Source organism: Thermasporomyces composti (genome assembly GCF_003386795.1).
Taxonomy (GTDB): Bacteria; Actinomycetota; Actinomycetes; order Propionibacteriales; family Actinopolymorphaceae; genus Thermasporomyces; species Thermasporomyces composti.
The window spans coordinates 40,112-55,805 of record NZ_QTUC01000001.1; the positions used below are offsets into that span (position 1 = coordinate 40,112).

The window sequence follows — 15,694 nt, forward strand, 5'->3', positions numbered from 1 at the left end:
CGCACGGCAGCCCGCACCGGGGACTCAAGGGGGTGTTGATGACCTGTCCGAGAACTCACCGACGGAGACGGGATCGTGTCGCCCTTCCGAGAGCTGGGGCCGTGGCTCTCGGCGTGGCGACGGCGGCTCTGGTCTTCTCAGGTTCCGCCGCGCTGGCGACCACACTCCAGCCGGGCGCCGAAGGCACCCGAGCTGTCCACGCCGGTGACGGATCAGCCCAGTCGGAGGACGTCGGCCTGCCCAAGCAGTACCGCACCGTCGACATCCTGCGGCTCCGCCAGGGCGAGGCGCCAGCCATTCCGTGGGCCGACGGCGCGGTCCTCCAGGACGGCGACGCCCGCGTCCAGCTCGGCTCCGCACCCGACTCGTTCGTCGAGCTGACCGGCGGTTACGCGGTCCGCAGCCGGCTCGACGAGTCAGCCGACACCTGGCGGCTCGACTTCGTACGCCGGAACGGCTCGGTCGAGGAGCTCGGCCGCGGCCCGGTGTCAGCTCCGGCGGCCAGCCGTGACAAAGAGCGCTTCGTGTGGACCACCTCCAAGACGGGCCCGGACGGGTCGCACGTCGTCTCTCTCTACAGCGGTCTCGGCGACGGGTCCGTCGACAACCCCGGAACCTTCAGTCTCGTCTCCGACTCGGACTACACGCCGATGGGCTACGTCAACGAGGACTTCGGCTTCCTCCTGAACCCCGAGGGAGGGACTGGTCGAGTCGAGGCTTGGCAGCCGACGACTGATGACGGGTCGACCCTGTTCCAGGAGCTTCAGGTCACGGCGGTCTCGGAAGAGGACGCCAACCACGCGGCGTGGGCGTCTTTCGTCCGCCAGTACGACGGGGAGGGGCGTCCCTGCACCACGACGGTGGCCTTCACGGGTCTTCTCGAGTACGAGGACCAGTGGTCGAGCTGTGAGCTGTATCCGATCAGCTTCTCCCCGGACGGGCGCTACGCCGTCGCCGTCGACTCCCGCACCGACGGACTCGGCCCGGGCGAGCTCATCATCGTCGACACTGCCACCGGCAGACGCCGCATGGTCCTCGACGTCGAGGTGACCCAGCAGGTCGCCTGGGAGCCCAACGGTCGCCTGCTCTTCGACGCGTGGCACGGCACCAAGGTGGCCCTCGTCCGCTGCACGGTCGCCGGCGCCTGCGAGCGGGCCACCTCCGTCCGGACCCACGACCTCGGCCACGACCCGCGGTCACCCTTCACCCTCCCCCGGCAGTGACCATGGGCGTCACGTGACGCCAGCACGTGGACGTTGCCTGAAGGTGCCCGCCAGGGACGCCTTCAGGCAACGCCACACCCGCGAAGCGCCCACCACGGGGAGCAGCTCCGTCGCTGGACGCCTGGTGAGGGGCTGGTCAGTCATCGCTGTCGACACGAGGCGGACGGTCGTCACGTCTCAGCGACGCTCGGCGGTTCCTCCTCCCGGCGCACTCTCCCCCGATGCACCGTCCCCCGGGGTGTGCCGGTTGGCGAGGAGCCGGTCGAAGCGCGCGTGCGCGGCGGCAAGCTCCTGGCGGAGCGCGGCGAGCTCCCGCTCCAGCGCCTCGACCCGCGCCTCGGCGACCTGTCGAGCGGTGTGCTCCTCGGTCACACGTTCTTGGGCCTTGGCGACCTGCTCCTGGACGCGAGCCAGCTCAGCCCGCACCGCGGTGAGCTCGCCTTGGACGCTGTGCAGGTGGTCGCGGACCGCGTCTCGGTCGCGTTCGAGCTGGGCTCGTCGAGCCTCACTTGCCTGGAGCTGTCCGGTCAAGGTCGCCTGTGCGGCCTCGGCACGCGCGAGCGCCGCGTCCCGGTCAGCCACCTCCCGCTGCGCGGCGCGGTAGGCACCCTGGAGCTCGGCGAGCTGGGAGTGCGCGGCCCGCAGCTCGGCAGCCAGCTCATCGCGGGCGCGCTCGGCAGCGACCTGCGCGGCCTCGGCGGCGCCGCGCGCTCGCTCGTGCTCGGCGACCAGCTCCCAGGAGCGTCGACGAACCTCGTCCGCGGCTCGCTCCGCTTGGTCGGCCCGTCGTTCCGCCTGCTGCCGGGCCTCCCGGTCCTCACGCGCAGCGGCGAGGGCCTTCGCCCGGGCCTCGTCGGCCTTCTCCGCCGCCCGCTCCGCTGAGGCGGCCTCCCGACGAGCGGCCGCGGCTTCCTCCTCGGCGGCACGCACACGGCCGAGCGCTCCCTCCTCCGCGTGGGCGAGCCGCTGCTGGATCTCGTGCAGCGCCTCCACCAAGGTGCGCGCCGTCGGGTCGAAGCGCTCGACGATCCGCCCCACCTCGACGAGGGGGTCGACGATCGCCGCTGTCTGCGCGGCCCGCCGCGCTCGGGACGCCGCGTCCGCGTGCGCCTTGCAGCAGTACGCCGGCGGTCGGCCGCCCTTGCGTCGCCCGTCCGCGGTGAGGCCGCGTGGCGGCAGGGGGTTGTCGCATCCCTCGAGGGCACACACGCCTTCCCCGCCCGCGGTCTGCGCGACTCCCCCGTTCGTCTCGTCGTCGCTCCTGTCGTTCGCCGCCTCGTCGCCGGCGTCCGGGCCGCTCCTCTCCACGTCCTCCGCCGGTCGCTCCGCGACGTTCTCGCTCATCTCACGCCCTGCCATCCCACCTGACTCTGGATTTGTTTTCGCTTCATCGTTACGCGAAAACCATTACTCGCAACGTGATACGCTTAATCTAGCACAAGCGACTACCCGTGATAATCACAGTTATGACGGTGTAGGTGATCGACGGAGACGTGAGCGGCCGCGGCGTACCGGTGTGCGGCGACGGCGAGGCGCGGGACGGGCGACGGTCCGGGCGCGGAGCCGGCGCCCCCTGAGACGGCTTGGCGCGCGGTCGTGGCCGCGGCATGGTGGCCACGACCGCGCGACCTGAAGGTGAGGCGGTCAGCGACCCATCACGACGGTCGGTGAGCCGTCACCAGACCCGCCTGATTCGTCACATGGCGCGCTCGTGTGGCCGGCGCTCCCTACCGAGACGTGAGCACCGAGACGTGAGCGGTGTCGAGACGTCCACGCGTTGAGCGTTCCGCTGACTGGTCACCAGCGGTTCCAGTGCAGAACCTGGTCGCGAGGGATTCGTCGGGCCGGGCGGAAGTCCGTACCCACGGTGTACGCGAGAGGGATGAACGCGGCGAGCATGACCTCGTCGTATGGAACGCCGAGGACCTCCGCCAGCTCCCGTTCCACCGGCGCCTGGGCGGTGGTCCACACGGTGCCGAGTCCCCGAGCTCGGGCGGCGAGCATGAAGCTCCACACGGCGGGCAGGATCGAGCCCCACGTCATGGACTGCTCGTGAACTGAGGCGTGGTCGGTGCGCCCCTCCACGGCCGGGATGACGAACACGGGCACCCGGTGGATGTTGTCGTAGAGATATCGGAAGCCGTCGGCGATGCGGCGCATCGAGCCCGGATAGGCGTACATCCGCCGCAGGTCGCGCTCGCTGACCGGTTGACCGCCGCCGAGTGAGACCGCGACGCGGTAGAGGTCGGCGACCGCCTCGCGCTGCGCGGGATCGGTGACCACGATGAAGTGCCAGCGCTGGCGGTTCCGCCCCGTCGGAGCCTGGGTGGCGAGGTCGATGCATTCCTCGATCAGCTGTCGGGGCACAGGCCGGTCCAGGTCGAGGCGTTTGCGTACCGCGCGGGTGGTCGACAGCACCTCGTCGGCGGTCAGGTTCAGGCGCATGCGTGTGCCTTTCGTCGGCCCGTCAAGCTTGTCCCGGAAATAATCTGCTCTCCAATGATTGGCGAGCATACGATTCAATTCGTCTGTCGTCAAACCATCTCGGCTCAGACGGTCTGGCTAGGATGGGCCGAACGAGGAAGGGACAGATGACGACGACCACCACCCGCACCGGCTACTTCGCGCGGCTCGCCGCCGAGCGGCCCGACGTCGCCCTGTGCCGCGCATCGGCCCTCATCGCGCGTGCAGCCGACGAGCACGCGGCCGCACAAGGCCTCGGGGTCGGACAGCACCTGGTGCTGAAGATGCTCGCCGCCGTCGGACCGTGCTCCCAGCAAGCCCTCAGCGAGGAGCTCCGCATCGACCGCAGCGTCATGGTCGGCGTCGTCGACGGCTTGGAGCGCTCCGGGCTCGTACGCCGTGAACGAAACCCCAAGGACCGCCGTGCCTACGCCGTGAGCATCACGGACGCTGGCCGCGCGGCGCTCGCGCGCATCGAGGCGACGATCCCGGAGTTCCTCGCCCGTGCCTTCGCCAACCTCACCGTGGCCGAGCGCGAGCAGCTCTCCGCTCTCCTCGGCAAGCTCCTGCGCGATCCGACCCGCGACAGCGGGGCATCATCGCCGGCCCGCTGAACACGTCCGGGCACGGCCGTCACCACCTCACGTCGCCAGACGCGAGCTCGTCCAGCGTCCTGCGCCCACCCGTGTCCGCCTCAGGTCACGGTTCGTGACGACTCGGGTGAGTCACGCGACAGTACGGTGAAGGCGCGGTCAGCCGTGATCATCGCCGCGCACGCTCACCACGTCAGCGCCGGCACGTGAAGGACTCGCGATGACCTCCTCCGGTCCCCACCTCTTCCAGCCCAGCCCTTCACCCCAGTCCCAGCCGAATCAGTCGAGCGGGCGGTTCGAGCCGCCCGGTCACTCCCTCGCTCTCTCCCGCCGGGCGCTGCTGCTCGCCGGTGCGGTTGCCGCCGCCGGCACGGCATTCCCCACCGCTCGTCCCGCGACCGCCGGGACGACCGACGACCAGTTCGCCCAGATGCGGGCCCAGTGGCGTCGCCTGTGGGTGGCGGAGGAGGACTACGACCCGACCGACCCGGCCATCGCCGCCCTTCTCTCGCGCCTCACCACCGAAGCTGAGCAGTTCTGGTCGACGATGGACCGGTCCGACGGGCGGACCTACCTGTGGGAGGACGCGCAGCTGGACGTCAACCTGTCGTTCGCCATCTCGGTGTCGTTCCACCGACTGCGCCAGATGGCCCTGGCCTGGGCCACGAGGGGAACCGGACTGTTCGGCAACGCGGAGCTGCTCGCCGACGTCGTCGCCGGATACGACTGGATGGTCGCCAACTACTACCGCGAGGACGGCGAGATCATCGGCAACTGGTACGAGTGGCAGATCAGCGGACCCCAGGTCTTCAACGACGGCGTTGCCCTGCTCTACGACCGGCTGACCGCCGACCAGGTGGACGCCTACACCCGCGCGGTCGCCCACTACACCCCGGAGCCGTTCGGAACCGCCGCCAACCGGGTCTTGACGTCCAACGTCGTCGTCGGGTGGGGCACGCTCGCGGGCAACGCCGACGCCGTCCAATCAGGTGTCGACGGGCTCGCGCCGGTCTTCCAGTACGTCACGCGCGGGGACGGCTTCTACCCGGACGGGTCCTTCATCCAGCACGGGATCTACCCGTACGCCGGCTCGTACGGCGCCTCGATCCTCGACGCGCTCGTGCCGGTGCTGGCCATCGTCGCCAACTCGCCGTGGCAAGTCGACGTGTCGGTCGCGTACGCGTGGCTCCGCGACGCGTACGACCCGGTGATCTGGCGCGGCGCTCTGATGGACATGGTGAGCGGGCGCACGATCTCCCGCTACGACGAAGGCGAGCACTTCCACGGCCACTACGTCCTCCAGGCCGCGCTCGGCCTGCTCGCCAGCGCGCCACCCGACCAGGAGGCCTGGCTGCGGTCGGTCTTGAAGGAGTGGCTGGTGAGCGACACCTTCGACGACCCGACGCCGTGGCGCAACATCCCGATCGTGCTCGCGGCTCGAAGACTCGCCGCCGACGAGTCGGTACGGCCTCGCGGTGAGCTCGTACTCAGCAAGGTGTTCCACTACCAGGACCGGATCGTGCACCGCCGCCCCGACTGGGCGCTCGGCATCGCCATGAGCTCCACCAGGATCGGCCGCTACGAGTCGATCAACGACGAGAACCTCAAAGGCTGGTTCACCGCGGACGGAGCGACCTACCTCTACGCCTACGACTCCGGCCGGATGGTGAACGGGTTCTGGCCGACGATCGACCCCTACCGGATCCCAGGGACGACGGTGGACGTGCGGTCTCGCGAGCTCGGCGAAGGGGGCAACCAGGCTGCCCCCACCGCCTGGGCGGGTGGCGCCTGCTTGGCCGGCAGGTTCACCGCCGGCGGGATGGACACCGCCGTCCACGGAGGCTCGCTGACCCTCCGCAAGTCGTGGATGTGCTTCGACGACGAGGTGGTCGCCCTCGGGGCGGGGATCACCGCGCACGACGGGCTACGGATCGAGACCATCGTCGAGAACCGCCGGCTCAGCGACCCAGGCGACGAGGTGGTGCGGGTCAACGGTCAGCAGCCGGTGCCGTCGTTGGGATCGTCGGCCACCGTGGACAACGCGCGCTGGCTGCACATCGAGCAGACCGGCGGATACGTCTTCCCCGAGCCGGTGAGGCTGCACCTGTTGCGTGAGGCGCGGACCGGGAAGTGGTCCGACATCAGCCACCACCCGGTCTGGGCGAAGGACGACCAGCTCACGGCGAACTACCTCACCGCCTGGCTGGACCACGGCGTGGATCCGTCCGACGACACCTACGCCTACGTCCTGCTGCCGACGGCGAGCGCGGAGGAGACCCAGCGCTACAGCGACCAGCCCGGGACCACCGTGGTGGCGAACACCGCGTCCGTCCAGGCAGCTCGCGCTCTCGCGGCAGGCGTCCTGTGCGCGAACCTCTGGGGGCCCGGAGAGGCGTCGATCGTCTCGTCGACCGGAGGTGTGTCGGTCGTGGTCGAGGAGGGCGACACCGAGCTGGCGATCGCTCTCGCGGACCCGACCCACCTCGCGACGACCCTCGAGGTGGGTGTCGCGGTGACCGGCACGGCGGTGATCTCCGCCGACCCGGGCATCACGGTGACGTCCCTCGACCCGGTGCGTGTCTCCGTCGACTTCACCGGAACGGCGGGGGCGACGCTGACCGTGCGGCTGACCTACGTGCCACTCACCGTCGCGGAGGTCCGGGCCCGGCTGGACGCGCTCCACGCGACCGGGCAGGTGACGACCGGGGCGTACCGCTCGCTCGACCGGCAGCTCACCGCTGTCGAGGAGGCGACAACCAGAGGTCGGCCGGCACGGCCGCTGGTGCGGGCGTTCCGGCGGACCGTGGTGGCGCATCCAGGGGTGTCCGAGTCCGCGGTGCGGACGTTGGACGACCTCGCTCAGCGGCTGTTCGCCCGGGTGCCGGCCTAGGCGACCCGCACAAGCTCGTCGGCGGCCGCAACTCGCCGGACCTCCACACCGGCGGCTGCGTCCGAGACGCTTTGCGATACTGCCCGCGGGTCGCCTTGATCCTGTCGGATCCCTCGACCGGAGGCAGCCGAATGTCGTCCTCCCCTGCGCTGGTCCCGCTGGCCGCGACGCAGGACCGGTCTGTCGACGTGGCCGTACCCGCCCTGGACGTCCGCGAGGCGCTCATCGAGGCGGTGAACCTGCTGCCGGCGCTACCCGCGGATGACCCGACCGACCGCTACACGATTCGCCGCCTCACCGCGCTTTGGTTGGAGGCGGACAAGTCCCCGCACACGCGCCGGGCCTACTACGCTGACCTGGCGGCGTGGTTGAGCTGGTGTGACCGAACCGGACTGGATCCGCTCGCCGCACGTCGAGCGGACGTCGACGCCTTCAAGACCACCTTGACGGTCAGAGGCCGAGACGGCCGGCCGCGGCCGGCGGCGCCCTCCACCGTGGCGCGGGTGCTGGCCGCGATCTCCAGTTGGTATCGGTACCTGGAGTCCAACGACGCCGCCGAACGTAACCCGGTCGCCGCGGTGAAGCGCCCCAAAGCCGCTCGGTCGGCGCCCCGACCGGCGCTGGAGGAACGCTCCGTCGCCCGCCTCCTCGACCACGCCGAACGCCGCGCCGAACGGCTGGGAACGGAGGCGGCCTGGCGGGACGCCGCGCTCGTAGCCCTGCTCTTCTACACCGGGCTTCGGGTGAGTGGGCTCACCGGAACGAGCGTGCGCGACCTGGACCACGACGCGGGTCACACGATCCTGCGCTACCGCGCCAAGGGTGGTCGGGACGACTTCCTGCCGCTGCCTCCTCCGGCGTTGGCGCCCCTGCACCGGTACCTCGAGATCCGCGCCCGCAACCGTGGTGTGCCACGGGAGAAGCTCACTGGCCCGTTGCTGGCGACGTCGCCGCATCCCCATGATCCCCGCAGGAGGGGCGACAAACCCTTGACGCAGCGGGACGTGTGGCGGACGTTGCGTCAGCTGGCGACGCAGGCCGGCCTGCCCGCCGCGAGTTCGATCTCTCCTCACACGGCACGCAGGACGGCCGGCACCGTGCTGCTGGCGCACGGCGTGCCGGTGCAGAAGGTCCAGGACATGCTCGGTCACGCCGACATCCGGACCACGCGCGACCACTACGACGCCCACCGCCACAAGCTCGACAGCTCCTCCGTCTACACCCTGGCCCAGATCCTCGCCGCCCACCGGCACGGCGGCGCTCAGGAGCCGCCGGGGACGTGAGAGCGCCCGCCACCACGGCGCCCGCGCGTCGTCGTGGGGCTCCGCGACCAACCCTGGTCAACCCTCCGCCCACGTGCCGCCGGCGTCGCTACCCTGGGGCGCTCCCGTGTCCCGGTTCACCTCAACTCCCTCCTGGAGGCTCGGGTAGCTCGAGGAGGCTCTGGTGTCGAAGGACATCCGCCGCCGGACTCTGCTGACCGCCGGCATGGCCGCAGGGGCGGTCTCCCTGGCGACGGCGACGTTGACCCCCTCGGCGTACGCCGCCGGCGGCCCGCTCATCGGACGCGCCACGCGTGGCGAGGTGCACGTGATGAGCTTCAACCTCCGACTGCCGGTCGACGAGCCGCCGCGTTCGTGGACGGAGCGGCGACGATTGGTCCGAGAGCTCCTTCGAGGGGAGCGTCCGACCCTCCTCGGTACGCAAGAAGGTACCTTCGCCCAGCTGCAGGACGTCGCGGAGGACCTTGGGGAGCACTACGACTGGATCCACCTCTTCCGTCGCGGTGGCAGCGAGGGCGAGGCGACGGCGATCTTCTACGACCGCACCCGCCTGAGGGCGCTCGCCTATGACCACCTGTGGCTGTCCGCCACCCCGCGGCTGGCGGGCTCGCGGATGTGGGACAGCTCGTCTCCCCGCATGCTCACGTGGGTGAGGTTCGTCGACCGGCACACGGGGCGACAGCTCGTCCACCTCAACACCCATCTCGACCACAAGTCCGCGCGGGCTCGGCGTCGCGCCGCGGCGATGATCGCGGGGATCGTGCGCTCGTTCGACGTTCCGGTCGTCATCACGGGGGACTTCAACAGCTCCCCCGCGGGTCCCGCCCATCGCATCCTCTTGAGCGAAGGGCTGATCGACGCATGGGACGCCGCCCGAGAGCGGCTCACCGCGTCGTACGCGACCTACAACGGCTGGGATCCGAGCCCGGTCGAAGGGGGTCGGCGCATCGACTGGATCCTCGCCAGCGAGGACGTCACCGTGGTCAAAGCCGCCGTCAACACGTGGACCCTCGGCGGGGTCCCGCCGTCCGACCACTGGCCGGTCCAGGCGCTGGTCCGGCTCGCCTGACTGCTCCGCTGGGCACCTGACCCACCCTGTGCGCCCCGCGATCACGACAGCCGAGCCCAACGACTGACTCACACCCTGTCCTTCGCGTACCCGTTCGCCACCCTGGAGGACGCACAGCGGCTACGTGCTGTCCTCGACGCCACACCGCGACAGCCCCGTGGCGGTGGCGGGCGCCTGTCCCACCGGCGTCGAGACCGCCGCCGAGGCTCGGTGTCACGGTCATCGACGGCCCTGACTCGACGGTGACAGCGGTGACCCGCGGCGCCGTACGGCTCGCCGACGCTCGCGCGCTTGCGTCGGCGTCATGACGTGGCGTAGGCCACGAACGGCACGAAGTCCCCTGAGTCCGAGATCACGAGGCCGGCCGACCACACGCGGTCGCCACTGACGTCGACGGCGGTCAAGGTTCCCTCCGTCTCGGTCGGCCTCGGCGCACCGACGAAGACCGACCCGTTGTATTCGAGGACGAGGGGCTTGGCCACAACGACGTCGCCCATGCGCATGAAGCGCTCGCCGACCGCGAGCGGACGCCCGCCTCGCAGCGCCACGTCGTACAACTGCCCTGACCAGCCCGCGACCGACACCCGGGTCCAGGAGACACCGTCGTAGTGCAGCGCGAGCGGCAGCTCGCCCGAGCTGCTGTGCTCCACGCCCACCACCCAGATGTCCTTCGGTCCCGCGACCGCCAACGCCGTTGGAATGTGGGAGCCGTCGCTGGGCACCTCGTCCACGAGCTCCCACCTGGTGCCGTCGTAGTGCGCCAGACCGGCGTTCAACCCGACCCAGGCGTCGTCCTCCGCGAGGATGGCCAGCGCGTTGGCGTTGATGGACTGTTCCAGACCTGCCGTCAGCGGCTGCCAGGTGCCGTCGACGTACCGGTAGACGACCGCGTGCTCGGTTCCCTCGACATTGGCCCAGCCACCTGCCCAGACCGCGCCGTCGGGTCCGATCGCGACCTCGCCGAACGAGCCGGCCGGCACCTGGGGTCCGGCCACGGTCCGCCAGCGACGCCCGTCCCAGTGCAGCACGAGCGGTTTCGAGCTCGACGGGTCGGCACGGTTCTCACCGACCGCCCAGACGTCGTCGGGTCCGGCGATCGCCACGCTCTCCAGGACCGCGTTCGAGCTCACCGGCTGTGGCGTCTCGGTCCAACGACCATCCGCCCACCGGAGGATGAGTGGACGCTCTTCGTCGACATCGACGCCGACCGCCCAGCCCACACCCTCGTGCACGGCGACGTCGTTCAGCATCGCGTGCTTGTCGACGGTCGGGGTCTGCGTCCAGTGCAGCGACGGCTTGGGCAGCCAGTCTCCGGCTGCCGGAACCCCGATCGCGACCACGAACGCGAACGCTCCGAGTACTGCTGCGACTCCGCGGCCGATGGTTCTGGCGGCGCCCGTCGCAACGGCGCCCCGATCCTTGCGCTTCACAGTCGAGTCCCCCGTGAACGTGGCGGCAATAGGGACCAAACTCTAGTGGAGATGGCGGAGCGGCAACATCGACCGGCCGGTGAGATCTTCCCCATGGAATCCGTTCCTCGTAGGCGCGCACCGGTATCGCCGCTCCCACACCACACACGCATCACGCACCCCACATGGGAGCACCCAAAGGCTTGTTCGGGTCCTCGTCGTGGAGACCGCGCGAGGCGGAACGACCTGACGCCCGGCGAAGCTTCGCCGGCATGCGTGGTCGCGCTCGTCCGCCGGGAGACGGACGGCCGCCTCGCGCTCACCGCCGCTGGTGAGACCGGCTGGGCCCGGGTCGCTGATCAGGTCAGGACGGTTCGAGCCGCCACGGTCGACGGAATCACCGAGCGTGATTACGCCGAGACCATCCGGGTCCTCAGCCGGATGGTGGACAACCTGCTGCGTCTTGGCGGGCGGCCAGCGAATGCCTGACCGTCACTCTCGCCGATCCGTGAGTGTCGCCTCCCGAGCCTTCCACTCCTCGGCGAGCATCGCGTAGACCACTTCGTCCGTCCACTCCCCCTTGACGAACTCGTTCTGGACGAAGTGGGCCTCTCGCCGCATGCCGAGACGTTCCAGAAGGCGTGCCGAGGCGACGTTGCGCCCGTCGAGGCGGCCGACGATGCGATGCAGGCCGAGCTCCTCGAACCCGAGACGCAGCATCACCTCGGCGGCCTCGGTCGCGAAGCCGCGCCCAGCGGCGTCGGGATGGAAGACGTACCCGATCTCCCCTTGCCGATGCTCCTCACTGGTGTAGATCAGCAGCACCTCGCCCACCAGGACGCCGCTGTCGCGCCGCACGACCGCGAGCGCGAGGGCGTCGCCCTGCTCGGCCACGGTGTGCTGGGTCTTCTTCCTCTCCAGGACGTCCCGAACCTCGTCGAGGGTGCGGGGCCCCCAGTACAGGTATCGGACGACCTCGGGCCGGGACTGGATGTCGTACAGCCGATCGAGATCCTCGGACTGGAAAGGGCGCAGGAGGAGCCGGTCGGTCACGATCGGGTACCGCGGTTCAAGCACCCGTCGATGGTAGGCGGCGGGTGCTGACCGAGCCGGAGAGGGCGAGCTCGGTCGCCTCCATGCTCACGTGTCCGGTGTCAACCGGTGGTCGCGCGACGCACGTCGGCCAGCAGCTCGGCGGCGAGCCGAACTCGTCCCTCCAGATCGAGGACGTCCTCGACGCCCACACCGCCGCAGACGGCGTGAGCGCGACGGGCGAAGTCGGCGGGCGCACAGGGGAGGCGTCCGGCCGCGTCAATGAGCCCCTTCTCGTTGAGGACCCACTGCCCGTCACGAGCGTGCAGTGCGTGGGCCATGATGCCGACCGCGTGCGCCAAGCACATCGAGACGTACGCAGCGTCGCCACGCTTCACCGGTTTGCGTGCGATCTCGACGCTGAATTCCGCCTCCCACAACCAGCGCACCATGGCCTGGCGGAGCGCCTCAGGATACGGCGTCGTCCGGGCCTGGAGCTTGGCCAGCGCGCCGTGCGGATCGGCGACGACGCGCGCAACCGCCGCCTCACCCACGTAGATCGTGCTGAGGAAGCCGAACGGGTGGCCGGCCTGGTGGTGGAGGGAGAACTCACCTCGGAGTGCGCGGGAGACCTCGTGGTCGACCCGTTCCAGGTCGCGCAAAATCCAGTCGACGCGGCCTCCTGGCCAGCCGAGCGCGTCCTCGACGTCGAGCCAGGCGCCGCCGTTCACCCACGGGCCCCACCCTCCGGGCTTGGCGACCTCCGTGGGCCGCCCCGTGATGGCGGAAGCGAGGTCGCGAAGCGCGTCGACGTCGAGCGGCTCGCGATAGTAGATGCCGAGGTCGAGATCTGAGTTCTCATCGGCAGTGCCTCGAGCGTGGCTGCCGCCCACGACGACCCCGACGACCCCGGAGACCTTCACAAGCGCGCGGGCGTGCTCAGCTGCCACCGCCATCACATCCGGCTCAGCCACGGGCGGGCATGGTACGTCCAGTCGATCACGCGTCCGAATCAATAACGGACCGCGACGCACTCACCACGACCCGTTCGCCCCAAGGCCGGCGATCCCCTATGCTTCCTCCCATGACGACGCACCGCCCGCGGGCCGGCGATCCACCGGGGCACTCGCCCGGCGTCGAGCTGGCTGGGAGTCATCGCCCACTCGACGCCGTCGCGCATCGCGAGGCCGTGGTCGAGCGGCTGCGTCACGAGGCCGCCGACGACATGCGACGGTGGCCCGACCCTCATGAGCGCCACGACCAGTGGGCGGCCCGCACGTTCGGGGCGACGGTGCCACCAGCCGAGGCCTACGAGTTCTGGTTGCGCATCGCTGGTGTCCCAGAGGAACACCTCCACGACGAGGCGAAACGTCTCGCCGAGGAGGTGGCCCGACGCCGTGAGACAGTACTCGGCAAGGTCAGCTGGTCGACGCGACAGTGAGCGGGCACCTCGACATCCCACCGCCCGCCGGATGGGTCCTCGACATCGCTCCCGTCTTGGACATCGCCGACGGCCTGGTCATGGCGGAGGCTCTCATCGCCACCGCGAGGTCGCGCGCTCTCACCCTGCTCGTTCCCGACACCGTGCTCCTCGCGGCCTACGACCAGCGCCAGGAGCCCAGCGCGATCGAGCGGCTCCGCGGGCTCACCTACGACCACGACGTGTGGCTGCTGTCGTCGCTCACCGACATCCCCACCGAACAGCTGGATCGGCTCGTCGAGGCCACCGGTGACGTCTCCGCCGCGCACGCCGCCTACCTGGGTCACCAGCGGTGCTGGCCGGTGCTCACCGACCGTCCCGACGTCTTGCGGCGCGCCCACGCCGACCTTCGATTGATCCCCCTCAGCGCCTGACCAGCGTGGCGCGGCTCGCTCAGGCCGCGGACGAGAGCCGCAACCGCTCCACGCGTCGGACGAGAATCTCGCTTCCTCCCCCCAGCCCGGACGGCTAGGATGCTCGGTCCGCCCTGCGAGCGGTACCCGCACCGAGCGAACCTGACAATCCCACCTGCCGGTGGTTCACAGCGTCATTCGCGGCCCCGTGCCGCCCCACCCCCGGCCCTTCTGGGCTTGGGGGCCAACGCACGTCTGCCCTCGCCGTCCTCGGCGGTCCGACGAGAGGAGTCCCACCCCATGAGGGTCTACGCGGCGATCGCGTGGCGGACCTTCCGCCGCTACGCCAGCTACCGCGCTGCGACCGCCGCTGGCGTCTTCACCAACAGCGTCTTCGGCCTGATCCTGGCGTTCACCTACATCGCCTTGTGGGAGGCGCGACCTCAGCTCGGCGGATACGACGTCGACGACGCCGTGACCTACGTCTGGCTCGGTCAGTCGCTGGGCATGGTGGGCGCGCTGTGGGGCGGCGGCTTCCGTGAGGAGCTGGCCGAGCGCATCCGGACCGGTGACATCGCCGTCGATCTGTACCGTCCGGTCGACCTGCAGGCGTGGTGGCTGGCCAGCGACCTCGGTCGGGCTGGCTTCCACCTCCTCGCCCGCGGCATCCCGCCCACGCTGGTCGGCTCGCTGCTGTTCGACCTGTCACTGCCGACGAACCCCCTGACGTGGGCCGCGTTTCTCCTGGCGGTTCTCCTCGGGGCGATCGTGAGCTTCTCGATCAACTATCTCTTTACACTCGCCGGCTTCTGGTTGCTCGACGCCCGCGGCGTCCTCCAGCTCGCCGGCATCCTCGCCCTGTTCTTCTCCGGCATGCTGCTGCCGCTCAACATCTTCCCCGGCTGGCTGGGCGACCTCGCCAACGTGCTGCCCTGGTCCTCGATCCTCCAGCTTCCCGCCGATGTCTTCCTGGGCACGTACCAAGGGCGAGAGCTGCTCGGGGTCTTCGGGTTCCAAGCTGCCTGGGCGTCGGCGCTGTGGATCGCGGGCAGGTTCGTCACCGCGCTCGCCACGAGGAAAGTGGTGGTGCAAGGTGGCTGACGCGCTGCGGGCGTACGTCTGGATCGTCGGGATGTGGATTCGCGCGACGATGACGTACCGCGCCTCGTTCGTCATGCTCGCCGCCGGACAGTTCGCCGTCACCGGCTGCGACTTCGTGGCGATCTTCATCATGTTCGCCCACACGGAGCAACTCGGCGGGTTTCGCCTACCAGAAGTCGCCTTCCTGTACGCGACGTCCGGGTGTGCGCTGGGGTTGGCCGACCTGTTGGTGGGCAATGTCGAACGGCTCGGTCGGCGGATTCGTGACGGCTCCTTCGACGTCATGCTGGTTCGCCCGGTCTCGGCGTTCGTCCAAGCCGCGGCCGACGACTTCGCACTGCGTCGCCTCGGTCGGATCCTGCAGTCGACGGCCGTCCTCACCTGGGCGCTCGTGGCGCTCGACGTCACCTGGACGTGGGACCGGTTGCTCCTGCTCCCGGTCATGATCGTCAGTGGGACCGTGATCTTCTGCTCGATCTTCGCGCTCGGCGCAGCGTTCCAGTTCCTGGCGAATGATGCCGCCGAGGTGGCGAACGCCTTCACCTACGGCGGAAACCTCCTCACCCAGTACCCGCCGAGCATCTTCGCCAAGGACCTGGTGCGAGCCGCGACGTTCGCGATCCCGCTCGCGTTCGTCAACTGGCTGCCGTCCATGCACATCCTCGACCGGCCTGATCCCCTCGGCCTGCCGAAAGTGTTCGAGTTCGCCTCGCCCGTCGCCGCGCTGCTCCTCGCGCTGGTCGCGGCGCTGGCGTGGCGCGCAGGGGTCCGTAGCTATCGCAGTACCGGGAGCTGACC

At 70.1% G+C, this 15,694-nt stretch carries 15 protein-coding genes; 10 read left to right on the top strand and 5 right to left on the bottom strand.

Annotation, left to right across the window (positions count from 1 at the left end; translation table 11 throughout):
* Nucleotides 1-101: 101 nt before the first annotated feature.
* On the top strand, nucleotides 102-1,223 hold the full coding sequence (locus DFJ64_RS00180; RefSeq protein WP_115848594.1) for a hypothetical protein: 1,122 nt from the start codon (nucleotides 102-104) through the stop codon (nucleotides 1,221-1,223).
* A 177-nt stretch (nucleotides 1,224-1,400) separates the two neighbouring features.
* Here DFJ64_RS00180 and DFJ64_RS00185 read toward each other — a convergent pair whose 3' ends face one another.
* Both DFJ64_RS00185 and DFJ64_RS00190 read right to left on the bottom strand, forming a co-directional pair.
* Nucleotides 1,401-2,582 (bottom strand): coiled-coil domain-containing protein, encoded by a 1,182-nt coding sequence (locus DFJ64_RS00185; protein ID WP_115848595.1) that lies wholly within the window; start codon nucleotides 2,580-2,582, stop codon nucleotides 1,401-1,403.
* A gap of 438 nt (nucleotides 2,583-3,020) precedes the next feature.
* Nucleotides 3,021-3,668, bottom strand: a complete 648-nt coding sequence (locus DFJ64_RS00190; protein ID WP_115848596.1) for a nitroreductase family protein — start codon at nucleotides 3,666-3,668, stop codon at nucleotides 3,021-3,023.
* 146 nt (nucleotides 3,669-3,814) lie between these two features.
* Between DFJ64_RS00190 and DFJ64_RS00195 the strand changes: the two genes are divergently transcribed.
* The 4 genes from DFJ64_RS00195 (at nucleotide 3,815) to DFJ64_RS00210 (ending at nucleotide 9,521) form a co-directional block, all read left to right on the top strand.
* On the top strand, nucleotides 3,815-4,300 hold the full coding sequence (locus DFJ64_RS00195) for a MarR family winged helix-turn-helix transcriptional regulator (protein ID WP_115848597.1): 486 nt from the start codon (nucleotides 3,815-3,817) through the stop codon (nucleotides 4,298-4,300).
* A 199-nt stretch (nucleotides 4,301-4,499) separates the two neighbouring features.
* Nucleotides 4,500-7,169: a polysaccharide lyase 8 family protein gene (locus tag DFJ64_RS00200; RefSeq protein ID WP_115848598.1), complete on the top strand. Its 2,670-nt coding sequence runs from the start codon at nucleotides 4,500-4,502 to the stop codon at nucleotides 7,167-7,169.
* Nucleotides 7,170-7,300: 131 nt separating this feature from the next.
* The gene (locus tag DFJ64_RS00205; RefSeq protein WP_115848599.1) at nucleotides 7,301-8,452 is read left to right on the top strand and encodes a tyrosine-type recombinase/integrase; all 1,152 of its coding nucleotides are present in this window, start codon (nucleotides 7,301-7,303) and stop codon (nucleotides 8,450-8,452) included.
* A gap of 163 nt (nucleotides 8,453-8,615) precedes the next feature.
* Nucleotides 8,616-9,521 carry an endonuclease/exonuclease/phosphatase family protein gene (locus DFJ64_RS00210; RefSeq protein ID WP_245940859.1) on the top strand — a complete coding sequence of 302 codons (906 nt, stop codon included), beginning with the start codon at nucleotides 8,616-8,618 and terminating at the stop codon, nucleotides 9,519-9,521.
* A gap of 302 nt (nucleotides 9,522-9,823) precedes the next feature.
* On the opposite strand, the gene DFJ64_RS00220 is transcribed toward DFJ64_RS00210, so the two are convergent.
* Nucleotides 9,824-10,951, bottom strand: coding sequence for a beta propeller repeat protein (locus tag DFJ64_RS00220; protein WP_115848600.1), 1,128 nt, complete (start codon nucleotides 10,949-10,951; stop codon nucleotides 9,824-9,826).
* 255 nt (nucleotides 10,952-11,206) lie between these two features.
* Here DFJ64_RS00220 and DFJ64_RS00225 point away from each other — a divergent pair, with 255 nt between their 5' ends.
* The gene (locus DFJ64_RS00225) at nucleotides 11,207-11,419 is read left to right on the top strand and encodes a hypothetical protein (RefSeq protein ID WP_115848601.1); all 213 of its coding nucleotides are present in this window, start codon (nucleotides 11,207-11,209) and stop codon (nucleotides 11,417-11,419) included.
* Between the two features lie 3 nt (nucleotides 11,420-11,422).
* Here the strand turns inward: DFJ64_RS00225 and DFJ64_RS00230 are convergent, their stop codons facing one another.
* Nucleotides 11,423-12,007: a GNAT family N-acetyltransferase gene (locus tag DFJ64_RS00230; protein WP_115848602.1), complete on the bottom strand. Its 585-nt coding sequence runs from the start codon at nucleotides 12,005-12,007 to the stop codon at nucleotides 11,423-11,425.
* Between the two features lie 77 nt (nucleotides 12,008-12,084).
* Nucleotides 12,085-12,936 carry a nucleotidyltransferase domain-containing protein gene (locus DFJ64_RS00235; RefSeq protein WP_211310438.1) on the bottom strand — a complete coding sequence of 284 codons (852 nt, stop codon included), beginning with the start codon at nucleotides 12,934-12,936 and terminating at the stop codon, nucleotides 12,085-12,087.
* Between the two features lie 110 nt (nucleotides 12,937-13,046).
* Between DFJ64_RS00235 and DFJ64_RS00240 the strand changes: the two genes are divergently transcribed.
* The 4 genes from DFJ64_RS00240 to DFJ64_RS00255 all read left to right on the top strand — a co-directional run bounded on the left by DFJ64_RS00240 (nucleotide 13,047) and on the right by DFJ64_RS00255 (nucleotide 15,692).
* Entirely contained in the window at nucleotides 13,047-13,403 is a 357-nt protein-coding gene (locus DFJ64_RS00240) for a hypothetical protein (RefSeq protein WP_147304551.1), read from the top strand.
* On the top strand, nucleotides 13,400-13,816 hold the full coding sequence (locus DFJ64_RS00245) for a hypothetical protein (RefSeq protein WP_115848604.1): 417 nt from the start codon (nucleotides 13,400-13,402) through the stop codon (nucleotides 13,814-13,816). The genes DFJ64_RS00240 and DFJ64_RS00245 overlap by 4 nt, the downstream gene beginning before the upstream one ends.
* A 279-nt stretch (nucleotides 13,817-14,095) precedes the next feature.
* Nucleotides 14,096-14,896 carry an ABC transporter permease gene (locus DFJ64_RS00250; RefSeq protein WP_115848605.1) on the top strand — a complete coding sequence of 267 codons (801 nt, stop codon included), beginning with the start codon at nucleotides 14,096-14,098 and terminating at the stop codon, nucleotides 14,894-14,896.
* Nucleotides 14,889-15,692 carry an ABC transporter permease gene (locus tag DFJ64_RS00255; RefSeq protein WP_211310439.1) on the top strand — a complete coding sequence of 268 codons (804 nt, stop codon included), beginning with the start codon at nucleotides 14,889-14,891 and terminating at the stop codon, nucleotides 15,690-15,692. The genes DFJ64_RS00250 and DFJ64_RS00255 overlap by 8 nt, the downstream gene beginning before the upstream one ends.
* The last annotated feature ends 2 nt before the right edge of the window (nucleotides 15,693-15,694 follow it).

Excerpts from the sequence above, each read along its gene's own strand:
- DFJ64_RS00205 (WP_115848599.1), top strand. The coding sequence starts at position 7,301 with ATGTCGTCCTCCCCTGCGCTGGTCCCGCTGGCCGCGACGCAGGACCGG.
- DFJ64_RS00250 (WP_115848605.1), top strand. The coding sequence starts at position 14,096 with ATGAGGGTCTACGCGGCGATCGCGTGGCGGACCTTCCGCCGCTACGCC.
- DFJ64_RS00190 (WP_115848596.1), bottom strand. The coding sequence starts at position 3,668 with ATGCGCCTGAACCTGACCGCCGACGAGGTGCTGTCGACCACCCGCGCG.
- DFJ64_RS00200 (WP_115848598.1), top strand. The coding sequence starts at position 4,500 with ATGACCTCCTCCGGTCCCCACCTCTTCCAGCCCAGCCCTTCACCCCAG.
- DFJ64_RS00240 (WP_147304551.1), top strand. The coding sequence starts at position 13,047 with ATGACGACGCACCGCCCGCGGGCCGGCGATCCACCGGGGCACTCGCCC.
- DFJ64_RS00195 (WP_115848597.1), top strand. The coding sequence starts at position 3,815 with ATGACGACGACCACCACCCGCACCGGCTACTTCGCGCGGCTCGCCGCC.
- DFJ64_RS00185 (WP_115848595.1), bottom strand. The coding sequence starts at position 2,582 with ATGGCAGGGCGTGAGATGAGCGAGAACGTCGCGGAGCGACCGGCGGAG.